17 protein-coding genes are annotated in these 18,181 nt (G+C 59.9%); 10 read left to right on the forward strand and 7 right to left on the reverse strand.

All coding sequences use genetic code 11. From position 1 onward, the window contains the following. The first annotated feature begins 526 nt into the window (after window positions 1–526). Window positions 527–1,543 carry a VCBS repeat-containing protein gene (locus B9Z49_RS20220; protein WP_158273559.1) on the forward strand — a complete coding sequence of 339 codons (1,017 nt, stop codon included), beginning with the start codon at window positions 527–529 and terminating at the stop codon, window positions 1,541–1,543. On the opposite strand, the gene B9Z49_RS20225 is transcribed toward B9Z49_RS20220, so the two are convergent. The 5 genes from B9Z49_RS20225 to B9Z49_RS20245 all read right to left on the reverse strand — a co-directional run bounded on the left by B9Z49_RS20225 (window position 1,537) and on the right by B9Z49_RS20245 (window position 6,617). Next, complete coding sequence (locus B9Z49_RS20225; RefSeq protein ID WP_108355247.1) at window positions 1,537–2,973, reverse strand: S41 family peptidase; 1,437 nt, start codon at window positions 2,971–2,973, stop codon at window positions 1,537–1,539. The genes B9Z49_RS20220 and B9Z49_RS20225 overlap by 7 nt on opposite strands. A 206-nt stretch (window positions 2,974–3,179) precedes the next feature. Next, the gene (locus tag B9Z49_RS20230; RefSeq protein ID WP_146188575.1) at window positions 3,180–3,980 is read right to left on the reverse strand and encodes a hypothetical protein; all 801 of its coding nucleotides are present in this window, start codon (window positions 3,978–3,980) and stop codon (window positions 3,180–3,182) included. Between the two features lie 135 nt (window positions 3,981–4,115). Continuing rightward, window positions 4,116–5,408, reverse strand: coding sequence for a PKD domain-containing protein (locus B9Z49_RS20235; protein ID WP_108355249.1), 1,293 nt, complete (start codon window positions 5,406–5,408; stop codon window positions 4,116–4,118). A 12-nt stretch (window positions 5,409–5,420) separates the two neighbouring features. Further along, window positions 5,421–5,816, reverse strand: coding sequence for a hypothetical protein (locus B9Z49_RS20240; RefSeq protein WP_108355250.1), 396 nt, complete (start codon window positions 5,814–5,816; stop codon window positions 5,421–5,423). 93 nt (window positions 5,817–5,909) lie between these two features. Then, entirely contained in the window at window positions 5,910–6,617 is a 708-nt protein-coding gene (locus B9Z49_RS20245) for a lytic transglycosylase domain-containing protein (RefSeq protein WP_158273560.1), read from the reverse strand. 43 nt (window positions 6,618–6,660) lie between these two features. On the opposite strand from B9Z49_RS20245, the gene B9Z49_RS20250 reads away from it, so the two are divergent. Further along, a complete protein-coding gene (locus B9Z49_RS20250) occupies window positions 6,661–8,649 on the forward strand; it encodes a lipopolysaccharide assembly protein LapB (protein WP_108355252.1) in 1,989 nt (662 codons plus the stop codon). Continuing rightward, a complete protein-coding gene (locus tag B9Z49_RS20255) occupies window positions 8,649–9,059 on the forward strand; it encodes a DUF2304 domain-containing protein (protein WP_108355253.1) in 411 nt (136 codons plus the stop codon). The genes B9Z49_RS20250 and B9Z49_RS20255 overlap by 1 nt, the downstream gene beginning before the upstream one ends. Here B9Z49_RS20255 and dprA read toward each other — a convergent pair. Then, the gene (dprA, locus tag B9Z49_RS20260; protein ID WP_108355254.1) at window positions 9,038–10,195 is read right to left on the reverse strand and encodes a DNA-processing protein DprA; all 1,158 of its coding nucleotides are present in this window, start codon (window positions 10,193–10,195) and stop codon (window positions 9,038–9,040) included. The two genes, B9Z49_RS20255 and dprA, sit on opposite strands and share 22 nt — an antisense overlap. Before the next feature lie 96 nt (window positions 10,196–10,291). Here dprA and B9Z49_RS20265 point away from each other — a divergent pair, with 96 nt between their 5' ends. From B9Z49_RS20265 to B9Z49_RS20290, 6 genes are all read left to right on the forward strand, one after another. Further along, complete coding sequence (locus B9Z49_RS20265) at window positions 10,292–11,047, forward strand: amidotransferase (protein WP_233254740.1); 756 nt, start codon at window positions 10,292–10,294, stop codon at window positions 11,045–11,047. Between the two features lie 63 nt (window positions 11,048–11,110). Beyond that, on the forward strand, window positions 11,111–11,617 hold the full coding sequence (gene def / locus B9Z49_RS20270; protein WP_108355256.1) for a peptide deformylase: 507 nt from the start codon (window positions 11,111–11,113) through the stop codon (window positions 11,615–11,617). A gap of 7 nt (window positions 11,618–11,624) precedes the next feature. Next, window positions 11,625–12,599 (forward strand): methionyl-tRNA formyltransferase, encoded by a 975-nt coding sequence (gene fmt / locus B9Z49_RS20275; protein ID WP_108355257.1) that lies wholly within the window; start codon window positions 11,625–11,627, stop codon window positions 12,597–12,599. After that, window positions 12,599–13,330, forward strand: coding sequence for an AzlC family ABC transporter permease (locus tag B9Z49_RS20280; protein WP_108355258.1), 732 nt, complete (start codon window positions 12,599–12,601; stop codon window positions 13,328–13,330). The genes fmt and B9Z49_RS20280 overlap by 1 nt, the downstream gene beginning before the upstream one ends. Then, window positions 13,327–13,662 carry an AzlD domain-containing protein gene (locus B9Z49_RS20285; RefSeq protein ID WP_108355259.1) on the forward strand — a complete coding sequence of 112 codons (336 nt, stop codon included), beginning with the start codon at window positions 13,327–13,329 and terminating at the stop codon, window positions 13,660–13,662. The genes B9Z49_RS20280 and B9Z49_RS20285 overlap by 4 nt, the downstream gene beginning before the upstream one ends. Before the next feature lie 116 nt (window positions 13,663–13,778). Continuing rightward, a complete protein-coding gene (locus B9Z49_RS20290; RefSeq protein WP_108355260.1) occupies window positions 13,779–14,984 on the forward strand; it encodes a phosphoglycerate kinase in 1,206 nt (401 codons plus the stop codon). Between the two features lie 325 nt (window positions 14,985–15,309). On the opposite strand, the gene B9Z49_RS20295 is transcribed toward B9Z49_RS20290, so the two are convergent. Then, a complete protein-coding gene (locus B9Z49_RS20295) occupies window positions 15,310–16,425 on the reverse strand; it encodes a fatty acid desaturase (protein WP_108355261.1) in 1,116 nt (371 codons plus the stop codon). Window positions 16,426–16,689: 264 nt separating this feature from the next. On the opposite strand from B9Z49_RS20295, the gene pyk reads away from it, so the two are divergent. After that, entirely contained in the window at window positions 16,690–18,120 is a 1,431-nt protein-coding gene (pyk, locus tag B9Z49_RS20300; protein WP_108355262.1) for a pyruvate kinase, read from the forward strand. Window positions 18,121–18,181 lie beyond the last annotated feature (61 nt).

Here is an 18,181-nt window from a genome sequence, read left to right on the forward strand (position 1 = left end):
ATCTTGTCGGTCTCGGTATTCGAGAAAACCGAGGTTTCAAGCGCCTTGCAGCTCGATGGCAACACAATCGACAACCCGTCCGACGCTAACCAGTTGAATTTATTCACTTTTTAACCGGACACTACTGTCATGAGCTCCAATTTTTCCAACGATGCAGACGTTGGTATGGCCCGGTATTTTTTCTCCAACAGACACGGTTAGATTTGAGTCTGTTACGCTGACCAAAGGGCCTGCTCTCAACCGCAAGCTTGCCAGAGGTGATTGATAGACCTGCCGGGGATCTTCATAGGTGTAGGGTGATAGCCAGTGGACATGCATGTGTGTAATTTTATGTGCTCGTGTCAAACTGATCATTGTCCATTTTTATTTGAATGCTTGTGACATGAAACCGTTTTGGCTTTTATTCGCAGTTGGCTGGCTGACGGCATGTGGTGGCGGAGGAGGGGGCAAGGGGCTTGGCAATGTCGTTGTTAAACCGGAGCCAGACGCTACTCAGCCTGTGGTTGTCCCTGTGGCCAAACCCGTGATGCCTACTTCTTACCAAAATTTCAAGGCCGTGGGCTTGAAGCCTCAGGATTTGCCGGGAGGCCGATCCGGGGTGGGGGTGGTTCGTGCGTATGCCGATTTTTCTGGGCAAGGGCTGCTGGACCTGTTCACCGCTTCCTTGACCTATGACCCACGGCGTGCTGTACAGAATGCCACGCCCAGCCGTCTGGAGTTTTGGCGCAAGCAAGTCGATGGGAGTTTTGAGCGCGATGTGGTGATGTTGTCATCGGCTCAGGGTTGTATTCACCCACGGCGCGCCATCGTGGCTGACTTCAATGCCGACCAACGACCGGATGTGTTTCTGGCTTGCCATGGCTACGATGCAGACCCGTACCCGGGTGAGCGCAATTTAGTGGTGTTGAGTCAACCCAATGGCCGCTATGAGGTCAAGGTGGCTTCGGCCGATGTGGGTTTCTTTCATTCGGCTTCGGCGGCTGATTTGAATGGGGACGGCTTGCCAGACGTGGTGGTGACCAACAGCTCGGACCCGGCGGTGGTGTACGCCTTGATCAACAAGGGCAACGGTGTGTTCGAAAGAGAGTCTCGAGCCCGCTTTCCTGCGAGTTTGAGAGAAAAAGGGCTTTACACCGTGGAGTTGCTGGATGTGAATGAAGATGGGCGTTTGGATGTGCTTGTGGGTGGGCATGAGTGGGGCGGCACCACCACCACTCTGCTCATCAACCCCGGGGACAACCAGTTTGCCCAAGTGACACCGATCACACTGCCTGCGGTGGCTGGCGAGGGGGTGGTGCTTGATTTTGCGGTGACAGGCACGGGCGCATCGCGAAGTCTGTGGGCTTTGCGCACGTCGGGTGGTGATGGGACGTTTTATCAAAGCAGGACCATTCAGAAAATCACTTGGCCGGGTTTGGTGTCAACGACCCCCTTGTTGCAGCGCAATGCACAGTGGTTTGCCTGGTTGATTCCTGCGGTGGTCAACGGTCGGGCTGTGATGACTTCTGAGGATGCGTCGGTGGGGGTCAGCGTGCCTCAGTGAGCTGGTTGGAGGATGGCCATGCCGGGCCGTTGGCGTTGCTGTGGTGTGTACCCCGTGCCCGATGGATGAGGTGACATTTGCACAGTGGCCGCCGAGCGGCCAGCGATGAGGTTGCTGGCCGGGCAAGAGCCGGTGTTCATGTGGGTGAGGGCGGCTTTGAGTTGGGCTTCTTGTCTGTCGCCACGGGGGTGGTCGAGGTCGTCAGGTACTGTGCATGTGGGCGTGAAGCCATCGGCAAAGTCGCTTTCGCCGCGTGCGTTCACCCCTCGGAATTGAATGGGGTAATAGGCCGTACCGCAGTTGTCTTGACGGGACATGCCATAGGGTTTGCCGCAGGTGGTGTCGCCGATGGTGTGCACGGTGACACCCACGCCGCGCAGCCCATTGATCAAACTTTCGCTGGCTGAGCAAGTGGCCCCTGTGGTGAGCACATACACCCGTTTGATCGGGAGCTGGGGCAGCATGCTGCCCGCTGTGAAGACGGCGCTGTCGCCGACGTACTGCACGACAGGGGACAGGCGCAGCACGGCGTTTTGGTAGCTGGCGGTCAATTTGGCGTTGGGTTGGAGCCGGATGAATTCGGGCAGGGTTTGCAACACGGGCAAGGGCGTGAGCATGGAGGCGAGTGTGCTGGCGATGTAAAGGTAGCCGCCGCTGTTGTAACGCAGGTCCAATACCAGCTCTTCAATGCCCTGTTGGGCCATGGATTGCAAGGACTCAATCAGCTGGTCTTGGGCGTTGCCGTAATGCGATTCGAACCCGAGGTAACCGATTGTGCGGGCGTTGTTGTTGAGCACGATCCCCTGGCCCACAGGGTCTTCGAAGATGGATGCCGGACGGAGATTGGCTTGCAGCAGCTGGCCGTTTCTCAGATAGCTGAAGTTGTAGAAGAGGGTTGGTGTGGTGTTGCTGTAAAGGTTGGTGCTGACCTTGCCCGACAGGGTGTCGCCTCGGCGGATGCCACTGAACGCGGCAGGCGAGGCGGGTTCGACACGGGCCACACGCCAAAGGGGGGCGGCCGAGCTGCCTGCATTGACCCAGTGAATGCCGACGTCGAAAGCTTCTCCGGTTTCTCGGGCATCGGCTTCTTCAATGGCGCTGCTGAAGCTGAATCGGTCTATGTTGGACGGCGCCAGAATGGCTTTGAAGTAATCGGCGGCGCTGGCGTAGGCCAGGGCATCACGGCGTTGGACTTGCTCGGGCCACAGGTAGTTCTCGTCAAGGTAGGCTCGGATGAACTTCTTGGGGTTCTGGTCCGTGCATTGCTCCAGGAGGCTGTTGGCGCTGACAAAAGGTGGTTCGAAGTAGCCGGGGCCGTATACGGCTGAATCGCCCCCGGAACTCCCAGAGCCACCACAGCCTTGCAAGATCAGCAGCAGGCCGGTGCAAAGAGTAGTCAGGAGGCTTTGTGCAGGGCAGCGGAGGCGCATTCGGTGGACGTGAGATATCAGGCAAAAAGTGAAAATCAAGATGCCTGCATTTCATGGTGCAGGTGCTTGGGAGTCCAGCGGCCCAAGGTGCCAATCGCTAGAGTTGTTCGCATCATATTCTTATTATTGAAGGCGGATGCATTGTGATCTGAACGAGCAGTGGTAGCGATCCAATTCAGATGGGACGCCTCTTGGGCGTTCAACGTTTAAGCTGTGCCACCGCCAGTGGTGAACCCACTGGCTGCGCTTGCGGCGGCCAATTCGATTCGACGCAATTCATTGGTTTGCCGTTCAGATGAAAGTTGTGTTCGCCAATCCCCTTCCCATTGCGCGACAAAACCAGGCATGTGGGCCTTTCTGAACAAAGCAACTTCTTGAGATTGTTGGGCGTCAGCCAGCAATTTGGGGTGATTGAACGGATCGGTAATGCCTTGGCGGTCCCATAGGTCGCCAACTTTGACGTGGAGCATCTGGTCTATTTGCTCTCTGCGCCAAGCAATGATTTCTTTCAGCTCATCGTTTTCTGCGGAGGGGGTGGTTGACGCAGTGGTGCTAGATGGGGTTGGCGCCGACAGATTTCTTTCCGACACCATGGCCAGCATGGCTTCTGTGGCTGCGAGGCTCTTGTCCAGGTCTGTGATGCTCTGACTCCCACCTCCAATGACAAATTCGGTACTTGTACTGGGTGATGCAGCGGCGGCAGCGGCGGTGGCGGCGGAGGTGGAGGTGGAGGTGGAGGCGGTTGGCGCTGCCGATTCGCCTGTGTTCATCAATGCCCTGAGTTGTGACTCAAAAGCGGTGAAAGTATCCGCGAGGTTCGCAGGTGGCGTTTTGCCGCCACCTGTGGCGTTGGTATTTGTTTTTTGGGTTGAATTTGCCGCAAAGTCATGCAAAAAGTTTAAAAATCGAATGGCATCCATGTCAAATCTCCAGCGATAAGTTGATTTGACAAAAGCTATGCAATTTTTAAGCCAGCTGGGGCGGCAGAAATTTGCCGCCCTGCTCAAGTTCTATTCAACTGGCTCGACGGTATCGAATTCTCAGGTCATCCCCTTTTTGTGTCATCCCGGGCGAAGACCCGGGATCCATGGTGCAGCGCTGCCCATCGCAAAACATTCACGATGTTTTGGACAGGACGACGATCAGATCACCTTGAGCAGCAGGGTCACGGTGTTGCTGTCCACGGTGCCGTTGTTGACCACCAAGGTGATCACGTAGTCGCCTGCGACAACGGGCGCGAAGGTGGCCTTGGCGGCGGTGGGGCTGCCCAGTTTGGCCAAGTTGGCGGAGGGTGCTGCGGTCACAGTCCATTGGTAGGTCAAGGCGGCTTTGAGGGGGTCGGTGGAGCCGGTGCCGTCCAGGGTCAGTGATGTCCCCGAGGCGATGTTGCCCGTCAGGGCAATGGTGCCGTTGGTGACCTCAGCTTTGGCCACAGGCGGGGCCATGACCGTGAGGGTGATGAAGGCGTAGTCGCTGATGACCGTGCCATCGTTGACCACCAGACTGGCCACGTAGTTGCCGGCAGTGGAGGCGTTCAAAGTGGGCTTGGAGGTGGTGGTGCTGGACAGCGCTTCACTGGAGCCCGTGGGTTGGCTGATCAGCACCCATTGGTAAGTCAGGGGGTCGCGGTCCGGGTCGAAGCTGCTGCTGCCGTCTAGGGTGACGGTTTTGCCCATGGCCACTGGGGTCAGGGCGCTGATGCGTGCGGTGGGCGCCGAGTTGACGGCCGAGGCGATGACGGTGACGGTGGAAAAGTTGCTGATCAGGCGGCCGTCAGTCACGGAAAGGCTGGCCACATAGCTGCCGACCTTGTCAGGCGTGAAGGTGGGGCGCACGGCGCTGGTAGAGGTCAAAGTGGCGCTGCTGCCAGGCGGGACCGACTCGAATTTCCAGGTGTAAACGAGGGGATCGCGGTTGGCGTCAGAGCTGAAGCTGCCGTCGAGTGTGACGGGTTCAGCTGGACTTTTCAGCTTGACGTTTTGGTTGGTGCCGGCGTTGGCGACCGGGGCTGCATTGATTTCAGCGGTTGTGATGGTGACAAAGGCCAGGGTGCTGTCGATGTTGCCGTCGTTGACCTTCAGGCTGGCCACATAGACGCCGGCTTTGTCGGCCACGAATGTGGGCAGAGCGGCGGTGCTGGAGGACAAGGTGGCGGCGCTGTCTGCGGGTTTGTTGCGCAGGGTCCAAAGGTAAGTGAGGGGTTTGCCGTCGGGGTCGCGGCTGAAGCTGCCATCGAGTGTGACCGTGGTGCCCATCAGAACACTTTGGTCAAATCCAGCCACGGCCAAGGGTGCCGAATCGGTTGGAGTTTTGTCACATGCACCAGAGCCGCCGACGATGCCGCCAAAACCGGCTGAGCACCCGCTGCTTCCACCACCGCAAGCGGAAAGCAAGGTGACAGAAAGGGTCAGGAGGAGCAGTTTGATTTTGGACATTTCAGGGCTTTTTTATCGGCAGGAGGGGTAAAAGATGTTGACCACGGTGTTGTAAGCAAACCCGGCACCAGTGGCCAAGTCGACCCCAGCCCCGATCAGACCGCCAAAGACCAGGTTGCCCGCAAGCATCGGGTTGGGCGAGGCGGGGACTTGAGCCACGCCTTCAGCAAAAAAAGGACTTTTGCAGCGGATGGTCAGAGGGTCATGGGCTTTCTGGACCAGGATGCTAGCAGGCGTCTGGAGGGGCCAGCTGCCTTTGGAGTTGGTCGCTACGCACGAGGCCGGCACGCTTTGTTGACCGCAGAAGGTGGACACGCGCATGGATTGGTTGTCACCATGCAGCACGCTGGCGCAACCGCTGGCCAAAAAAGCGGTGAGCAGCAACAGCGTGGTTTTCAGTGAGGGCATGGACAATCCTGCAAAGTCTTTTTTAATAGCTCTCAATGATTCGGCAGTTCAGGCCGTAACTTGAGCGGGGCGGGCGGTCTGCCGTGGCACTCATCAGCTGCGGGTTTGCAGTATTTTGTAAATGGCCAAGACTTTACGCACGTAGTTTTGCGTCTCTTGGTAGTTGGGGATCTGGTGGCCGGCCCGGCTGACAGCGCCTTGGCCCGCGTTGTAAGCGGCCAGCACCAGGTCCATGCGACCGGGGTACAAACGGGTCAGGTCGGCCAGGTGACGGGTGCCAATCTGGATATTGATGCCGGGTTCTTTGAGCTTTTGCACGACCGAGATGCCTGGCTCGGAACGAACGCCGTATTGCGCAGCGGTGGCAGGCATGATTTGCATCAGGCCCACCGCCCCTTTGTGGGACACAGCTTGGGGGTTGAAGGCCGATTCGGTGGCGGTCACCGCCTTGACCAGCGCATAGTCGACGCCATGGGTCTGGGCCGCGGCCATCAGCTGGGCCTGGTTGTCCTTGTAGCCGCTTCGCGATTCGACAAAGTTCAGTGTGCGGCGCGCCTGGTCTTCAGGCAAAACACCCACATCGGTTACGTTCGGGGTGACTGCTGGGGTGTCGCCGGCAATGATCAACAAACCTTTGTCCACGGGTTGGTTGGTGTAGTGGGTGACCCCTTGGTCATCCACGTATTTCCAGACTTGGGCCAGGCTGGGCATAGCCAGGCCCAGACCGAGTGCCAGGCAAAAGACCCAGCGCCATAGAGGTTGACTTGGCACGTGGGCGCAGCGTATCAATTCGATTGACATGAAAACTATCATTAAACTAGAGGTTTAGCGTCCATCAAAAGACATGTTCAATTTATCCGCAAACCAAAAAAGTGCAGCCTATTTGCTGGCCCTCGTGGCCGGCTTGCTGGCCTTGTACGCCACGGGGTTCAAAAACCAGTTGGTGTTCGACGATGCCCGCCTGACCGATGGCACCATTTTTAGCCAGTATGGCAGCTTGCTGGAGCTGCGCGTGCGGACGTTGTCTTACGGCAGTTTTGTCTGGATACAAACTATTTTAGGCGAAAGCTGGCCCATTCAGCGCCTGTTCAATCTGGCCTTGCACTGTGCCACCGCCATCGCCTTGGGGGCGCTGGTGCACGAATTGCTCAAATCCACCACCTGGAGCGAGCAGTTGCAAAAGAGTGCTGACAGAGACGGTGCGATCAAAGGTGCCAGCCAGATGGCGGCGGCCATTTGGGCATTCCATCCGGTGGCGGTTTATGGGGTGGCGTATCTGATTCAGCGTTCTATCGTGATGGCCACCTTGTTTGTGGTGTTGGCTTGCCTGTGTATGGTGTGGGGCATGAGGCAGCGCCGCTGGGTCTGGTACTTGGCGGCGGCCGCGTTGTATGTGCTGGCCTTGGCCTCGAAAGAGTACGCGATCAGTGCCTTGTTGTGTGTGCCGCCTCTTTATATCTTTGTCAGACGCCCGGGTTTCAAAATGGCTTTGGCCATCAGTTTGGGGGCGGTGGGCTTGATGGGCCTTTCCGCGGCTTTGTTGCTGCAGGTGTACGGAAGCATCATCGGGGTGGTCTTTGACGAGACCTCCCGGGCGTTTGCGGCTCAGCTGGAGCAGATCCAGCCCGGCATTGGCAAAGACCTGTATGCCTTGAGCATTTTGAACCAGGCCAGCTTGTTTTGGCGTTATGGCATGACGTGGCTGATACCTTTGCCGGGCTTCATGGCGGTGGACATCCGGCCGCAATTTCCACTGGGTTTTTTCAGCATTGAGTTGGTGGGGGCTGTGGCTTATGTCTTGGCCATGCTGGGCAGTGCCTGGCTGGTGTTGCGCCGAAGCGATGTCTGGGCGCTGGCGGCTTTGGCGCTTTTGTTGCCGGGTTTGATGTTTGTCACCGAATTCACCACTGTCTGGATTCAGGACCCTTTTGTTTTGTACCGCAGTTATTTGTGGTCCATCACGCTGCCCTTGCTCTTGGCCATTCCCTTGGCGTATGCACCTGGCAAGACCCAGGTGGTCGTCACCGTGTTGCTTTGCCTGGTGCTGGCGCTGCTCAGCTGGGGGCGCATCGACAGTTTTTACAACGCGCGCAGTGTGTGGGCCGATGCGGCCGCCAAAGTTGACACAAAGGCCCCAGCCCAAGCGGTAGGCCGCTGGCGGCCGTTTTTGAACCATGGGGCTGAAGCTTTGGAGCGGGCTGATTACGCCGAGGCGACGCGCCTGTTCAGCTCGGCGGTGAATTTGGGGGAGCCCTTGGGTTCTGCGCGCATGAACTTGGGCGTGGCTTTGCAGCAGCAAAAGCAGCACAACGCGGCACTGGAGCAACTGGCGCAGGCCGAGCGCCAAGGTTTCACCGAGGCGGCCTTGTATTACCACCGGGGGGAATCGTATTTTGCGATTCGAAACTTCGAGGAGGCGCAGCGCAGCTTCACCCAGGCTTTGGGCCAACCCCAAGCGCCTGAGGTGGCGTTTTTCACGCGGGTGCGCCGCGCCGAGGCGGCGGTGGCCCAAAAGGATTTCGCCACCGCCATTGCTGACTACAAAATCATCGTGGCCGCGCAACCCGATGCCCAGCGCTACCTGATTGGTTTGGTGATGGCCCACAACGGCCAAAAGGACTATGCCAGCGCTTTGGCGTTGCTCAACCCAGCCTTGGCCAAACGACCAACATCCGGGGCGCACTATGCGCGCGCCCTGACCTATTTCAACATGGGCAACCGGGCCGCTAGTGTGCTGGACCTGAACATTGCCTTGAGTGCTGAACCCAACAACCCCGCCTATCGCCAACTGGAACGCCAGTTGACCGGCGCTGCACCCAAGGTCAAACCCTGATGCCCGCTTTGCAAATCACCACTTCGCTGATCGGCTTGGGCTTGGCGGCCCTGATCTTGGTCTTGCTGCGGCGTGATCATCTCTACATCCACCATGGTTTGTTCTGGATTGTGGTGGCGGCCCTGGGCGCACTGCTGGGCTTGTGGCCCGGTTTGATCGACCGTGTGGCGCAACTGGTGGGCATCAGCTATGCCCCTGCGGCGCTGCTGCTGGGGGCGGTGGTGGTGTTGTTCATCAAGGCGCTTTATGCCGACATGATGCAGACCCGTCTGGAGCGGCAGTTGCGCCGTTTGAACCAGCGTGTGGCCATGCTGGAGTTGGGCAATGTGCGGCCAGGCCCTGAGGCTGGTGCATCGGCTGTGCCAAGCGATGACAACAACCGCCCCCATCAAGCCGACCCGATGCGTTGAAACAGCCCGCCGGGCAGTCGGCCTACTTGGCCCATCAACTCCAGCTCCAGCAGCTGCGCCTGCAGTTGCGCCGTGGGCCAACCGCAGCGCGCTTGTAGGGCGTCCAGGCCCACGGGGTCGTGGCCCAGGGCGCGCAGCAGGGCGCGTTCGGGGTCATCGCCCGAGAACGCATCTTCCGGGGATTGCTTGTCCAAGGTCAGCACCTGTTGGGCGTCTGGGATGGGCAGGCGCAACTCCTCAAGTACATCTTGCGCCGACTCGACCAGTTTGGCGCCTTGCTTGATGAGCGCATGGCAGCCTTTGGATTGGGTGGCGTGGATGGAGCCGGGGATCGCCATCACGTCGCGGCCTTGCTCCAGGGCCTGCTTGGCGGTGATGAGTGAGCCGGAAGGCAGGGCGGCTTCCACCACCAGCGTGGCTTGCGACAGGCCTGAAATCAGCCGGTTGCGGCGCGGAAAATTGGGCGACAGCGGTGGTGTGCCCAGCGGGTATTCGCTCAGGATCAGCCCGTTTTGGGCAATGCGGTGCGCCAGTTCACGGTGCTGGCGCGGGTAGACGCGGTCCAGTCCGGTGCCCACCACGGCGATGGTGGCCAGCTGTCCTGTCGTTGCGCCTTGCAGTGCGCCTTCATGCGATGCACCGTCCACCCCCAGTGCCAGGCCAGAAACCACAGTTAAACCACTGGCGGCCAAGCTGCAGGCAAAGGCGCGGGCGTTCTCGGCTCCTTGCGGCGTGGGGTTGCGGCTGCCCACCATGGCCAGCGCAAGCTCTGCCCGCAGCCGGGGCAGGTGCGCCGTCTGGCCCATGGCGTAGAGCATCAGAGGCGGGTCGGGAATGTCCAGCAGCGGGGCAGGGTAATCGGCATCTCCCAGGGTGAGCACGCAGCGACTGGGCCCGGTACCCGCTTGCAGCCATTCCAGGGTGTCTTGCGTGAGGTCGGCGCAGCCATCGGGCATGTGGCACAGCGCCTGCGCCTGCTTGGGGCTGACCACCTGGCACAGGGCGGTTTCGGTTTGCGAAAAAATCGCTTCGGGCTCGCCAAAGGCCGCCAGCAGGCGCCTGGCGCTTTCGTTGCCGACGCCGGGTGTGAGCACCAGCCGCAACCAAGCGCCCAATTCCTCGGGGGTGTTGACCATGTTTCTCCCTGTGCGGCCTGAATGACCGTCAAATGAATGTTGTGCTGAGCATTGTGGTTCAAAGCCCGGCTCGCGCCAAGTCCATAAAATCACGCCATGCACCCTCTTACCCAACAGCCTACCGAGCACATGCACCTGTGTATCCTCGAAAACGACGACCTGGACCCCCCTCTGGCGCAGCGTTACTCGCGGGTGGCGGCGATGTTTGAGCGTTTGTTTGCGCAAGCGGGTTACAAGGGCCGAATCGACACCTTCAGTGCCCGACATGGGCAATACCCGGGCAGTTTTGCGGCCTACGATGCGGTGCTCTTGACCGGCAGCCGCGCCGATTCTTTTTCGGACGAGCCCTGGGTGGTGACCTTGCGCGAGCAGGTGGCGCGTTTGCTGCAGGACCAGCACAAGCTTTTGGGCGTGTGTTTTGGTCACCAGTTGATCGCGCATTGTTTGGGTGCGCCCGTGCAGCGGGCGCCCCGGGGCTGGCGGGTTGGGCGGCAGGCTTATGACTGGCTGGGCGCGCCCGAAAACTTGGGGCTGGCGCCGGGTCAAGCGGCCCAAGTGGCCTTGCTGGCCAGCCACCAGGATCAGGTGCTGGCTTTGCCGCCAGGCGCCACTTTGTTGGCCACACAAGCCGACTGTCCGGTGGCCGCTTACGCGCTGGGGGACCAGGTGTTTTGCATTCAGCCGCACCCGGAGTTCACGCCCGAGGTGTCGGCCTTTTTGCTGGACAAGCGCCGCGCCTTGATGGGGGAGCCGCTTTACGAGCAGAGCATGGGCAGTCTTTCCGAACCGCATGACGGTTTGGCGCTGGCGCGTTTCATGATCCGATTCGTGCAATTCGGTCTCTCGGCTTGAACCATGCAGGCGCTGGATCGAAATGACCGAAAATACACGTTATCCCTTTTGATTTTTTGAACCATGGCCCTGCTTCCCATTCTTTGCTACCCCGACCCCCGCCTGAACAAGGTGGCCAAACCCGTGCAGGCGGTCGACGCGCGCGTGCACGCCCTGATCGACGACATGCTGGAGACCATGTACGAGGCCAGCGGCATTGGCTTGGCTGCCACACAAATCGACGTGCACGAGCGCCTGGTGGTGATCGACACCTCTGAAGAGCGCAACCAACCGATCGTGCTGATCAACCCCGAGATCATCTGGATGAACGACGAGCGCGTGAAGGGCGAAGAGGGCTGCTTGTCGGTGCCGGGCATTTACGACGGCGTCGAGCGTGCCACGGCCGTCAAGGTGGTGGCCCTGGACCGCAGCGGTCAACACCGCACCATCGAAGCCGAGGGCATGCTGGCCGTGTGCATCCAGCACGAGTTGGACCACCTGATGGGCAAGGTGTTTGTGGAATACCTTTCGCCGCTCAAGCAAGGGCGCATCAAGACCAAGATGGTCAAAGCCCAAAAAGCCGAGCGCTGAGCACGGCATGCGGCTGATTTTTGCGGGCACACCCGAATTTGCACAAGTGGCCATGGCGGCCCTGCATTCGGCAGGGCACGAGATCGTGCTGGTGTTGACCCAGCCCGACCGACCCGCCGGGCGCGGCATGAAGCTGCAGCCTTCGCCCGTCAAGCAATGGGCACTGGACCACGCGGTGCCGGTGGCCCAGCCGCGCAGCTTGCGGCTCGATGGCAAATACCCCGAAGACGCGGCAGCCGCCCGGCAGACTCTGCTGGACGCAAAACTCGACCATCAGGCCGACGCCATGATCGTGGCGGCTTACGGTCTGATCCTGCCGCAGTGGGTGCTGGATCTGCCGCCCAAGGGTTGCCTGAACATCCATGCCTCTTTGCTGCCACGCTGGCGCGGGGCGGCGCCGATTCACCGCGCCATCGAGGCGGGCGACACGCAAACCGGCATCACCATCATGCAGATGGACGCAGGTTTGGACACCGGCGACATGCTGCTGGTCTTGCCCTGCGCGATTGCGCCCACCGACACCACCGCCGTGCTGCACGACCGCCTGGCCGCGCTGGGCGGGCAGGCCATCGTGCAGGCGCTGGCTTCGCTCGACGCTTTGCCGCACCAGCTTCAGCCCACAGAAGGTGTGAACTACGCGCACAAGATCGACAAAGCCGAGGCGGCGCTGGACTGGGCCTTGAGCGCCGAGGTGTTGGCGCGGCGCATTCGGGCCTTCGACCCGTTTCCGGGCATGACCGTTCCACTGATCACAGACACGGGCGTGGAAACCATCAAGCTCTGGCAAGCCACGGCGCATCCGTCCGTGCAGACCGCTCAACCCGGCACCGTGCTCAGCGCCGATGCCTCGGGCGTGCGCGTGGCCTGCGGTGAGGGCCAGCTGTGCCTGACGCAGTTGCAACGGCCCGGCGGCAAGCGCTTGGGTGCAGCCGACTTTTTGCGTGGCTGCCCCTTGCAGCCTGGCCAGCGTTTGGTGGCCTGATGTTTTTTCGGCCCACGCTCTACCGCCGCGCCGAGTTCTTGCAAGGCTTTCGCGATTTTGCCCCGCAAGCGCCGGGGGTGGCAGCTTGGGGCTTGATGACGGGCGTGGCCATGGTCAAGTCGGGCATGAGCGTGTTCGAGGCGGTGGCCATGACCATGCTGGTGTTTGCTGGCAGCTCGCAGCTGGCGGCCATTCCGCTGTTGGTGGCCGGGGCACCGGCTTGGGTGATTTTGGCCACCGGTTTTTGCGTGAACCTGCGCTTTGTGGTGTTCAGCCTGCACCTGCGCCACTACCTCATGCACTTGCCGCGCTGGCAGCGCATGTGCCACGGCTACTTCACGGCCGACATCACTTACGTGCTGTTCATCCGCCAATACCCGCACCCTGGCAGCACAGACGCCGACCGTACGGGACAAGAGGCTTATCTGGCGGGCAACTACTTACTGAACTGGAGCAGCTGGATCGGGGCCAGTTTGCTGGGTGTGGGCTTGGCCAATTTGATTCCGCCCGAATGGGGTTTGGGCTTTGCGGGCATCTTGTGTTTGTTGGGGATTCAGTGCTCACTGGCAAGCTCGCGCATGCGCATCTTGTCGGCGGCCGTGGCGGGTGTGGCCGCAGTGGTCGCTTACAACCTGCCGCTCAAACTCAACATCGTGGTGGCGATTGCGGTGGCCGTTATTTTGTGCCTGACAGTCGAAAAAATACGACCTGCACCCAAGGTAGTGGCATGAACGGCATCGATTTTTGGACCTTGGGCGTCATCTTCGGCCTGGCCGTGGTCACGGTGGTGGCCCGCAGTTTCTTTTTCATATCCAGCCAATCTTGGCAATTGCCCGATTGGGCGCAGCGCGGTCTGCAATACGCGCCCATTGCAGCGCTGTCGGCGGTGGTTGTTCCTGAAATCATCACCGTGCAGGGCGAGTTGGTCAGCACCTGGCAAGACGCCCGCTTGTATGCGGCTGCGGCGGGTGTAGCCGCTTACTTTTGGCGGCGCGGTGTGCTGACCACGATCCTGGTGGGCATGGCGGTGTATTTGCCTTTGCGTCTGGGGTTGGGCTGGTGAGTGGGCCGCTCTTGCCTGCAGCAGCGCAGCCCTGTGCGTGAACCTTGGCGAATCTTCGCCCTGTCTCTGCTTTTTATAATTGAGCCGAATTTTTCCGACACAGGACAAGACCCTCCATGAACGTCATTCGTTTTTCCGATCTGTGTGCCACAGGCCAAGCCGCTGGGCAACGCGTTTTCATCCGCGCCGACTTGAATGTGCCGCAAGCCGATGACGGCAGCATCACCGAAGACACCCGCGTGCGCGCCAGCGTGCCCTGCATCCAGATGGCGTTGGACGCGGGTGCGGCCGTGATGGTGACATCGCACTTGGGGCGTCCGACCGAGGGGGAGTTCAAGCCCGAAGACTCGCTGGCCCCGGTGGCCAAGCGCTTGGGCGAGTTGCTTGGCCACCCTTATGAAAATGGGGTGTCTTTGGTCGCCCATTGGGTCGAGGGTGTCACCGTTGCCCCCGGCCAGGTGGTGTTGCTCGAAAACTGCCGTGTCAACAAGGGCGAGAAAAAGAACGACCAAGAACTGGCCCGCAAGATGGCCCAGCTGTGCGACATCTACGTGAACGACGCCTTTGGCACCGCGCACCGAGCCGAAGGCACGACCTACGGCATCGCCCAGTTTGCGCCCATCGCCTGCGCTGGCCCCTTGCTGGCCGCCGAGATCGATGCCATCACCCAGGCCCTGGCCAATCCAAAGCGCCCGTTGGTCGCCATCGTGGCGGGCTCCAAGGTGTCCACCAAGCTGACCATCTTGAAGAGCCTGGCGAAAAACGTGGATCAACTCATCGTGGGCGGCGGCATTGCCAACACCTTCATGTTGGCGGCGGGCCTGAAGATCGGCAAAAGCCTGGCCGAAGCCGACTTGGTGGGCGAGGCCAAAGCGGTGATCGAGGCCATGAAGGCCAGGGGTGCGGATGTGCCGATTCCGACCGATGTGGTCGTGGCCAAGACTTTTGCGGCAGACGCGGTGGCCACGGTGAAAAAAGCCACCGACGTGGCGGACGACGACATGATTTTGGACATCGGTCCCGAAACGGCGGCCAAGCTCGCCGCGCAGCTCAAGCAAGCGGGCACCATCGTGTGGAACGGCCCGGTGGGCGTGTTCGAGTTTGCGGCCTTTGAAAACGGCACCAAGGTGATTGCCCAGGCCATTGCCGAATCCAGCGCCTTCAGCATCGCAGGCGGCGGGGACACGCTGGCGGCGATTGCCAAGTACGGCATCGAAGATCAGGTCGACTACATCTCCACAGGCGGTGGCGCGTTCCTGGAAATCTTGGAAGGCAAGACTTTGCCTGCCATTGAAATTTTGATGAAGCGCGCAGCCGTTTGAAGAAGCGTTGGCGCTGAAACCGCCGACAGTTCATTTTGTAGGTCGGCGGCTTCAGCCCCGACATGAATCTTCAGATGTCCGACAACAAAAAACCCCGCATCGCGGGGCTTTTTTATTGCTCTGGCCCTTGAAGTCTTGACCAACATAGCAAGAGATCGCTTTTTTGTAGGAGCCCACCCCTGTGAGCGATGGGCGTGGAACACGCCCTGAAAACAATCGCCCACAGGGTGGGCTACTACAATGACAAAAATATCCACATGGCAGACAAAAACATGGGCAATTCAAACTTCATCGGGCCCGATCAATTGGAGCGTCGACGCCCTGATCAGGCCTGTGCCGCAGGCGGCAAGTTGCCGCGCACCGGGCTGGTCATGCTGCCTTTGAAGTCGGTCCAGCATTCACGGCCAAAGTCGTAAAGCTTGCAGTTTTCGGCGGTCTCGAAGTACCACTTCCAGGAGAAGGGTTGCACGATGATGCGGCCAGGCAGCATTTCTTCAAGCTTGGCCTGGGCTTGCTTCAAACGGTACAGCGGGATGCTCATGTCGACATGGTGCGCGGTGTGCTCCATGATGTGGTGCATCATGCCGCCGATGTTGAAGGGAAAGGTCAGGTGCACGGTGGTCGAGACGAAAGGCGCGGCCTTGGTCCAGGCAGCTTTGTTGTCGTGCCAGGACACCTTCACATGGGTGTGGTGCACATAGACCACAAAGCCGATCATGGTGTTCCAAAAGAAGAAGGGGACCAGCACACCCATGAGCAAGGACAGCCAGACCGATTGGTCGGTTGCCACGGCCGCCGCAATGATGGTGGCGATCCACAGCACGGCAAAGGCGCTGACCAGCATGCTGTCCTTGAAGAAGATCGGACGGCGCGTGGGCATGTGGGTTTTGTTGGGGAAGAACTCGCGCTTCCACCAGATTTCAATCATGTAATACAGGCCTGGAGCCCAGCCGCTGCGGTAGGCGCGTTGCAGCAAGCGCTGTGCAAAGCCCAGGCCAGCAAACTCTTCGGCGGTCAGGGGCGTCCAGACAAAATCCACGCCTTTGAGGTTGGTGTAGCCGTGGTGCACCACGTTGTGGCCCGTGTCCCAAAGGCTGTAAGGCGTGAGCGAGGGCAAAAACGCGATGCGGCCCAATACTTTGTTCAGCTCTCGGTGGGGTGTGAGGCTTTGGTGGCAGGCGTCGTGACCGATCACGAACAGGCGGCCGATGACAAAGCCCGCCACCGCGCCGCACAGCAGTTTGGCCCAGACGGCTTCAAGCATGATGGTGGCCGCAATCAGGGCAAAGAACAAGGCGTAGTCAAAAGCCAGCAACACAAACGCGCGAGCCGTGCTGCGCTCGGACAAGGGCACCAACCACTCGCGCAAAGTCTTGCGGTGCGGCAGGGGTTGGTCCAATGGGATGGGCTGATCAACGTTGGGAGTGTTTATGGCAGTCATGACGCTTGAATATAAATCGCTTAACCGACAGTTTAGTCGGCTTGAGATTGAGCTGGACTGACAAAGATCAATTCAAGGGTATTGGAAGGGGTAAAAGCAAGCAACTGGCGTGATCTGGCGGCAACTTGCGCCCAAAAGTCTGAAAGCAGCCAGTTGTTGGCGTGGTGGTGCGTGTTGTTGTGTCGAATGATGTGCGCCAAAAGAACCGGTTGTGTTACCCGTTTCGTGTGAAAATTGAAATCAAATTACGTTGGAGATTCCCTGATGCCCCGTCGCGCCACCAAGATTGTTGCCACCTTAGGCCCCGCTTCCAGCGATCCCGCACTTTTGGAGGCCATGATCCGGGCCGGTGTGAATGTGGTTCGCCTGAACTTCAGCCACGGCCAGGCGCAAGACCATGTGGACCGCGCCCGTTTGGTGCGCGAGGCCTCGCAACGCGCTGGCCGCGAAGTGGCCATCATGGCCGACCTGCAAGGCCCAAAAATTCGCGTTGGCAAATTTGCCGATGGCAAAGTCATGCTTGAGCCCGGCATGCCGTTTGTACTGGACGCCTCCCGCACCGAGTTGGGCGACCTGCAAGGGGTGGGTTTGGATTACAAAGAGCTTCCCCGCGACGTCAAAGCAGGGGATGTGCTGCTGCTCAACGACGGTCTGATCGTTCTCACCGTGAACGCGGTCAAAGGAGAGCAGGTTCACACCACCGTCAAACTCGGCGGTGAACTCTCGAACAACAAGGGCATCAACAAACAAGGCGGCGGCTTGACGGCAGCTGCCCTGACGGCCAAGGACATGGACGACATCCGCACGGCCATGAGCTTCAATGCCGACTATGTTGCCGTGAGTTTCCCCAAAAATGCCACCGACATGGAAATGGCGCGTCAACTGTGCAACGTGGCCTGCACCAACGGACACCGTCCGGGTTTGATCGCCAAGATCGAACGGGCCGAAGCCATCCCCGAGCTCGACCGCATCCTGGCCGTGTCCGACGGCATCATGGTGGCGCGCGGTGATTTGGCTGTGGAAGTGGGCAACGCGGCCGTGCCGGGTTTGCAAAAACACATGATCAAACGGGCTCGCGAGCTTGACAAACTGGTCATCACCGCCACACAGATGATGGAAAGCATGATCGTCAACCCCGTGCCCACGCGTGCCGAGGTGAGCGACGTGGCCAACGCGGTGCTGGATGGCACCGACGCGGTGATGCTGAGCGCCGAGACCGCCGCTGGCAAGTACCCGCTGGAGACGGTAGAAATGATGGCCGCCGTCTGCCTTGAAGCCGAGAAAACCGACCACGACCCGCTGGACGACGATTTTGTGGGAGCGCACTTCAACCGCATTGACCACGCCATCGCTATGGGCGCGTTGTTCACCGCGCACCACCTCAAGGCCAAGGCGATTGTGGCTTTGACCGATTCGGGCTCAACCCCTTTGTGGATGAGCCGCCACAGTGTGCGCATGCCCATTTATGCGCTGACGCCCAAGGTGGCCACCCAGCGCAAGATGGCCTTGATGCGCAACGTCAGCCCCTTGTTGATGGACACCAGCACTGACCGCGACACCGCATTGACCGAAGCCGAAGCGCACCTTAAAAAGCGTGGCATTGTGCAAGCGGGGGATGTTTACGCCATCACCGTGGGGGAGCCCATGGGCACGCCAGGCGGCACCAACACACTCAAGATTTGCCGGGCCACCTGAAACCGTTTTCCTGGCACGGGTCCGGACATGCGCCTTGAAGGGGGGCATGACTTGGCCAGGT

Origin of the sequence: Limnohabitans sp. 2KL-51, from assembly GCF_003063645.1 — a bacterium.
GTDB lineage: Bacteria > Pseudomonadota > Gammaproteobacteria > Burkholderiales > Burkholderiaceae_C > Limnohabitans_A.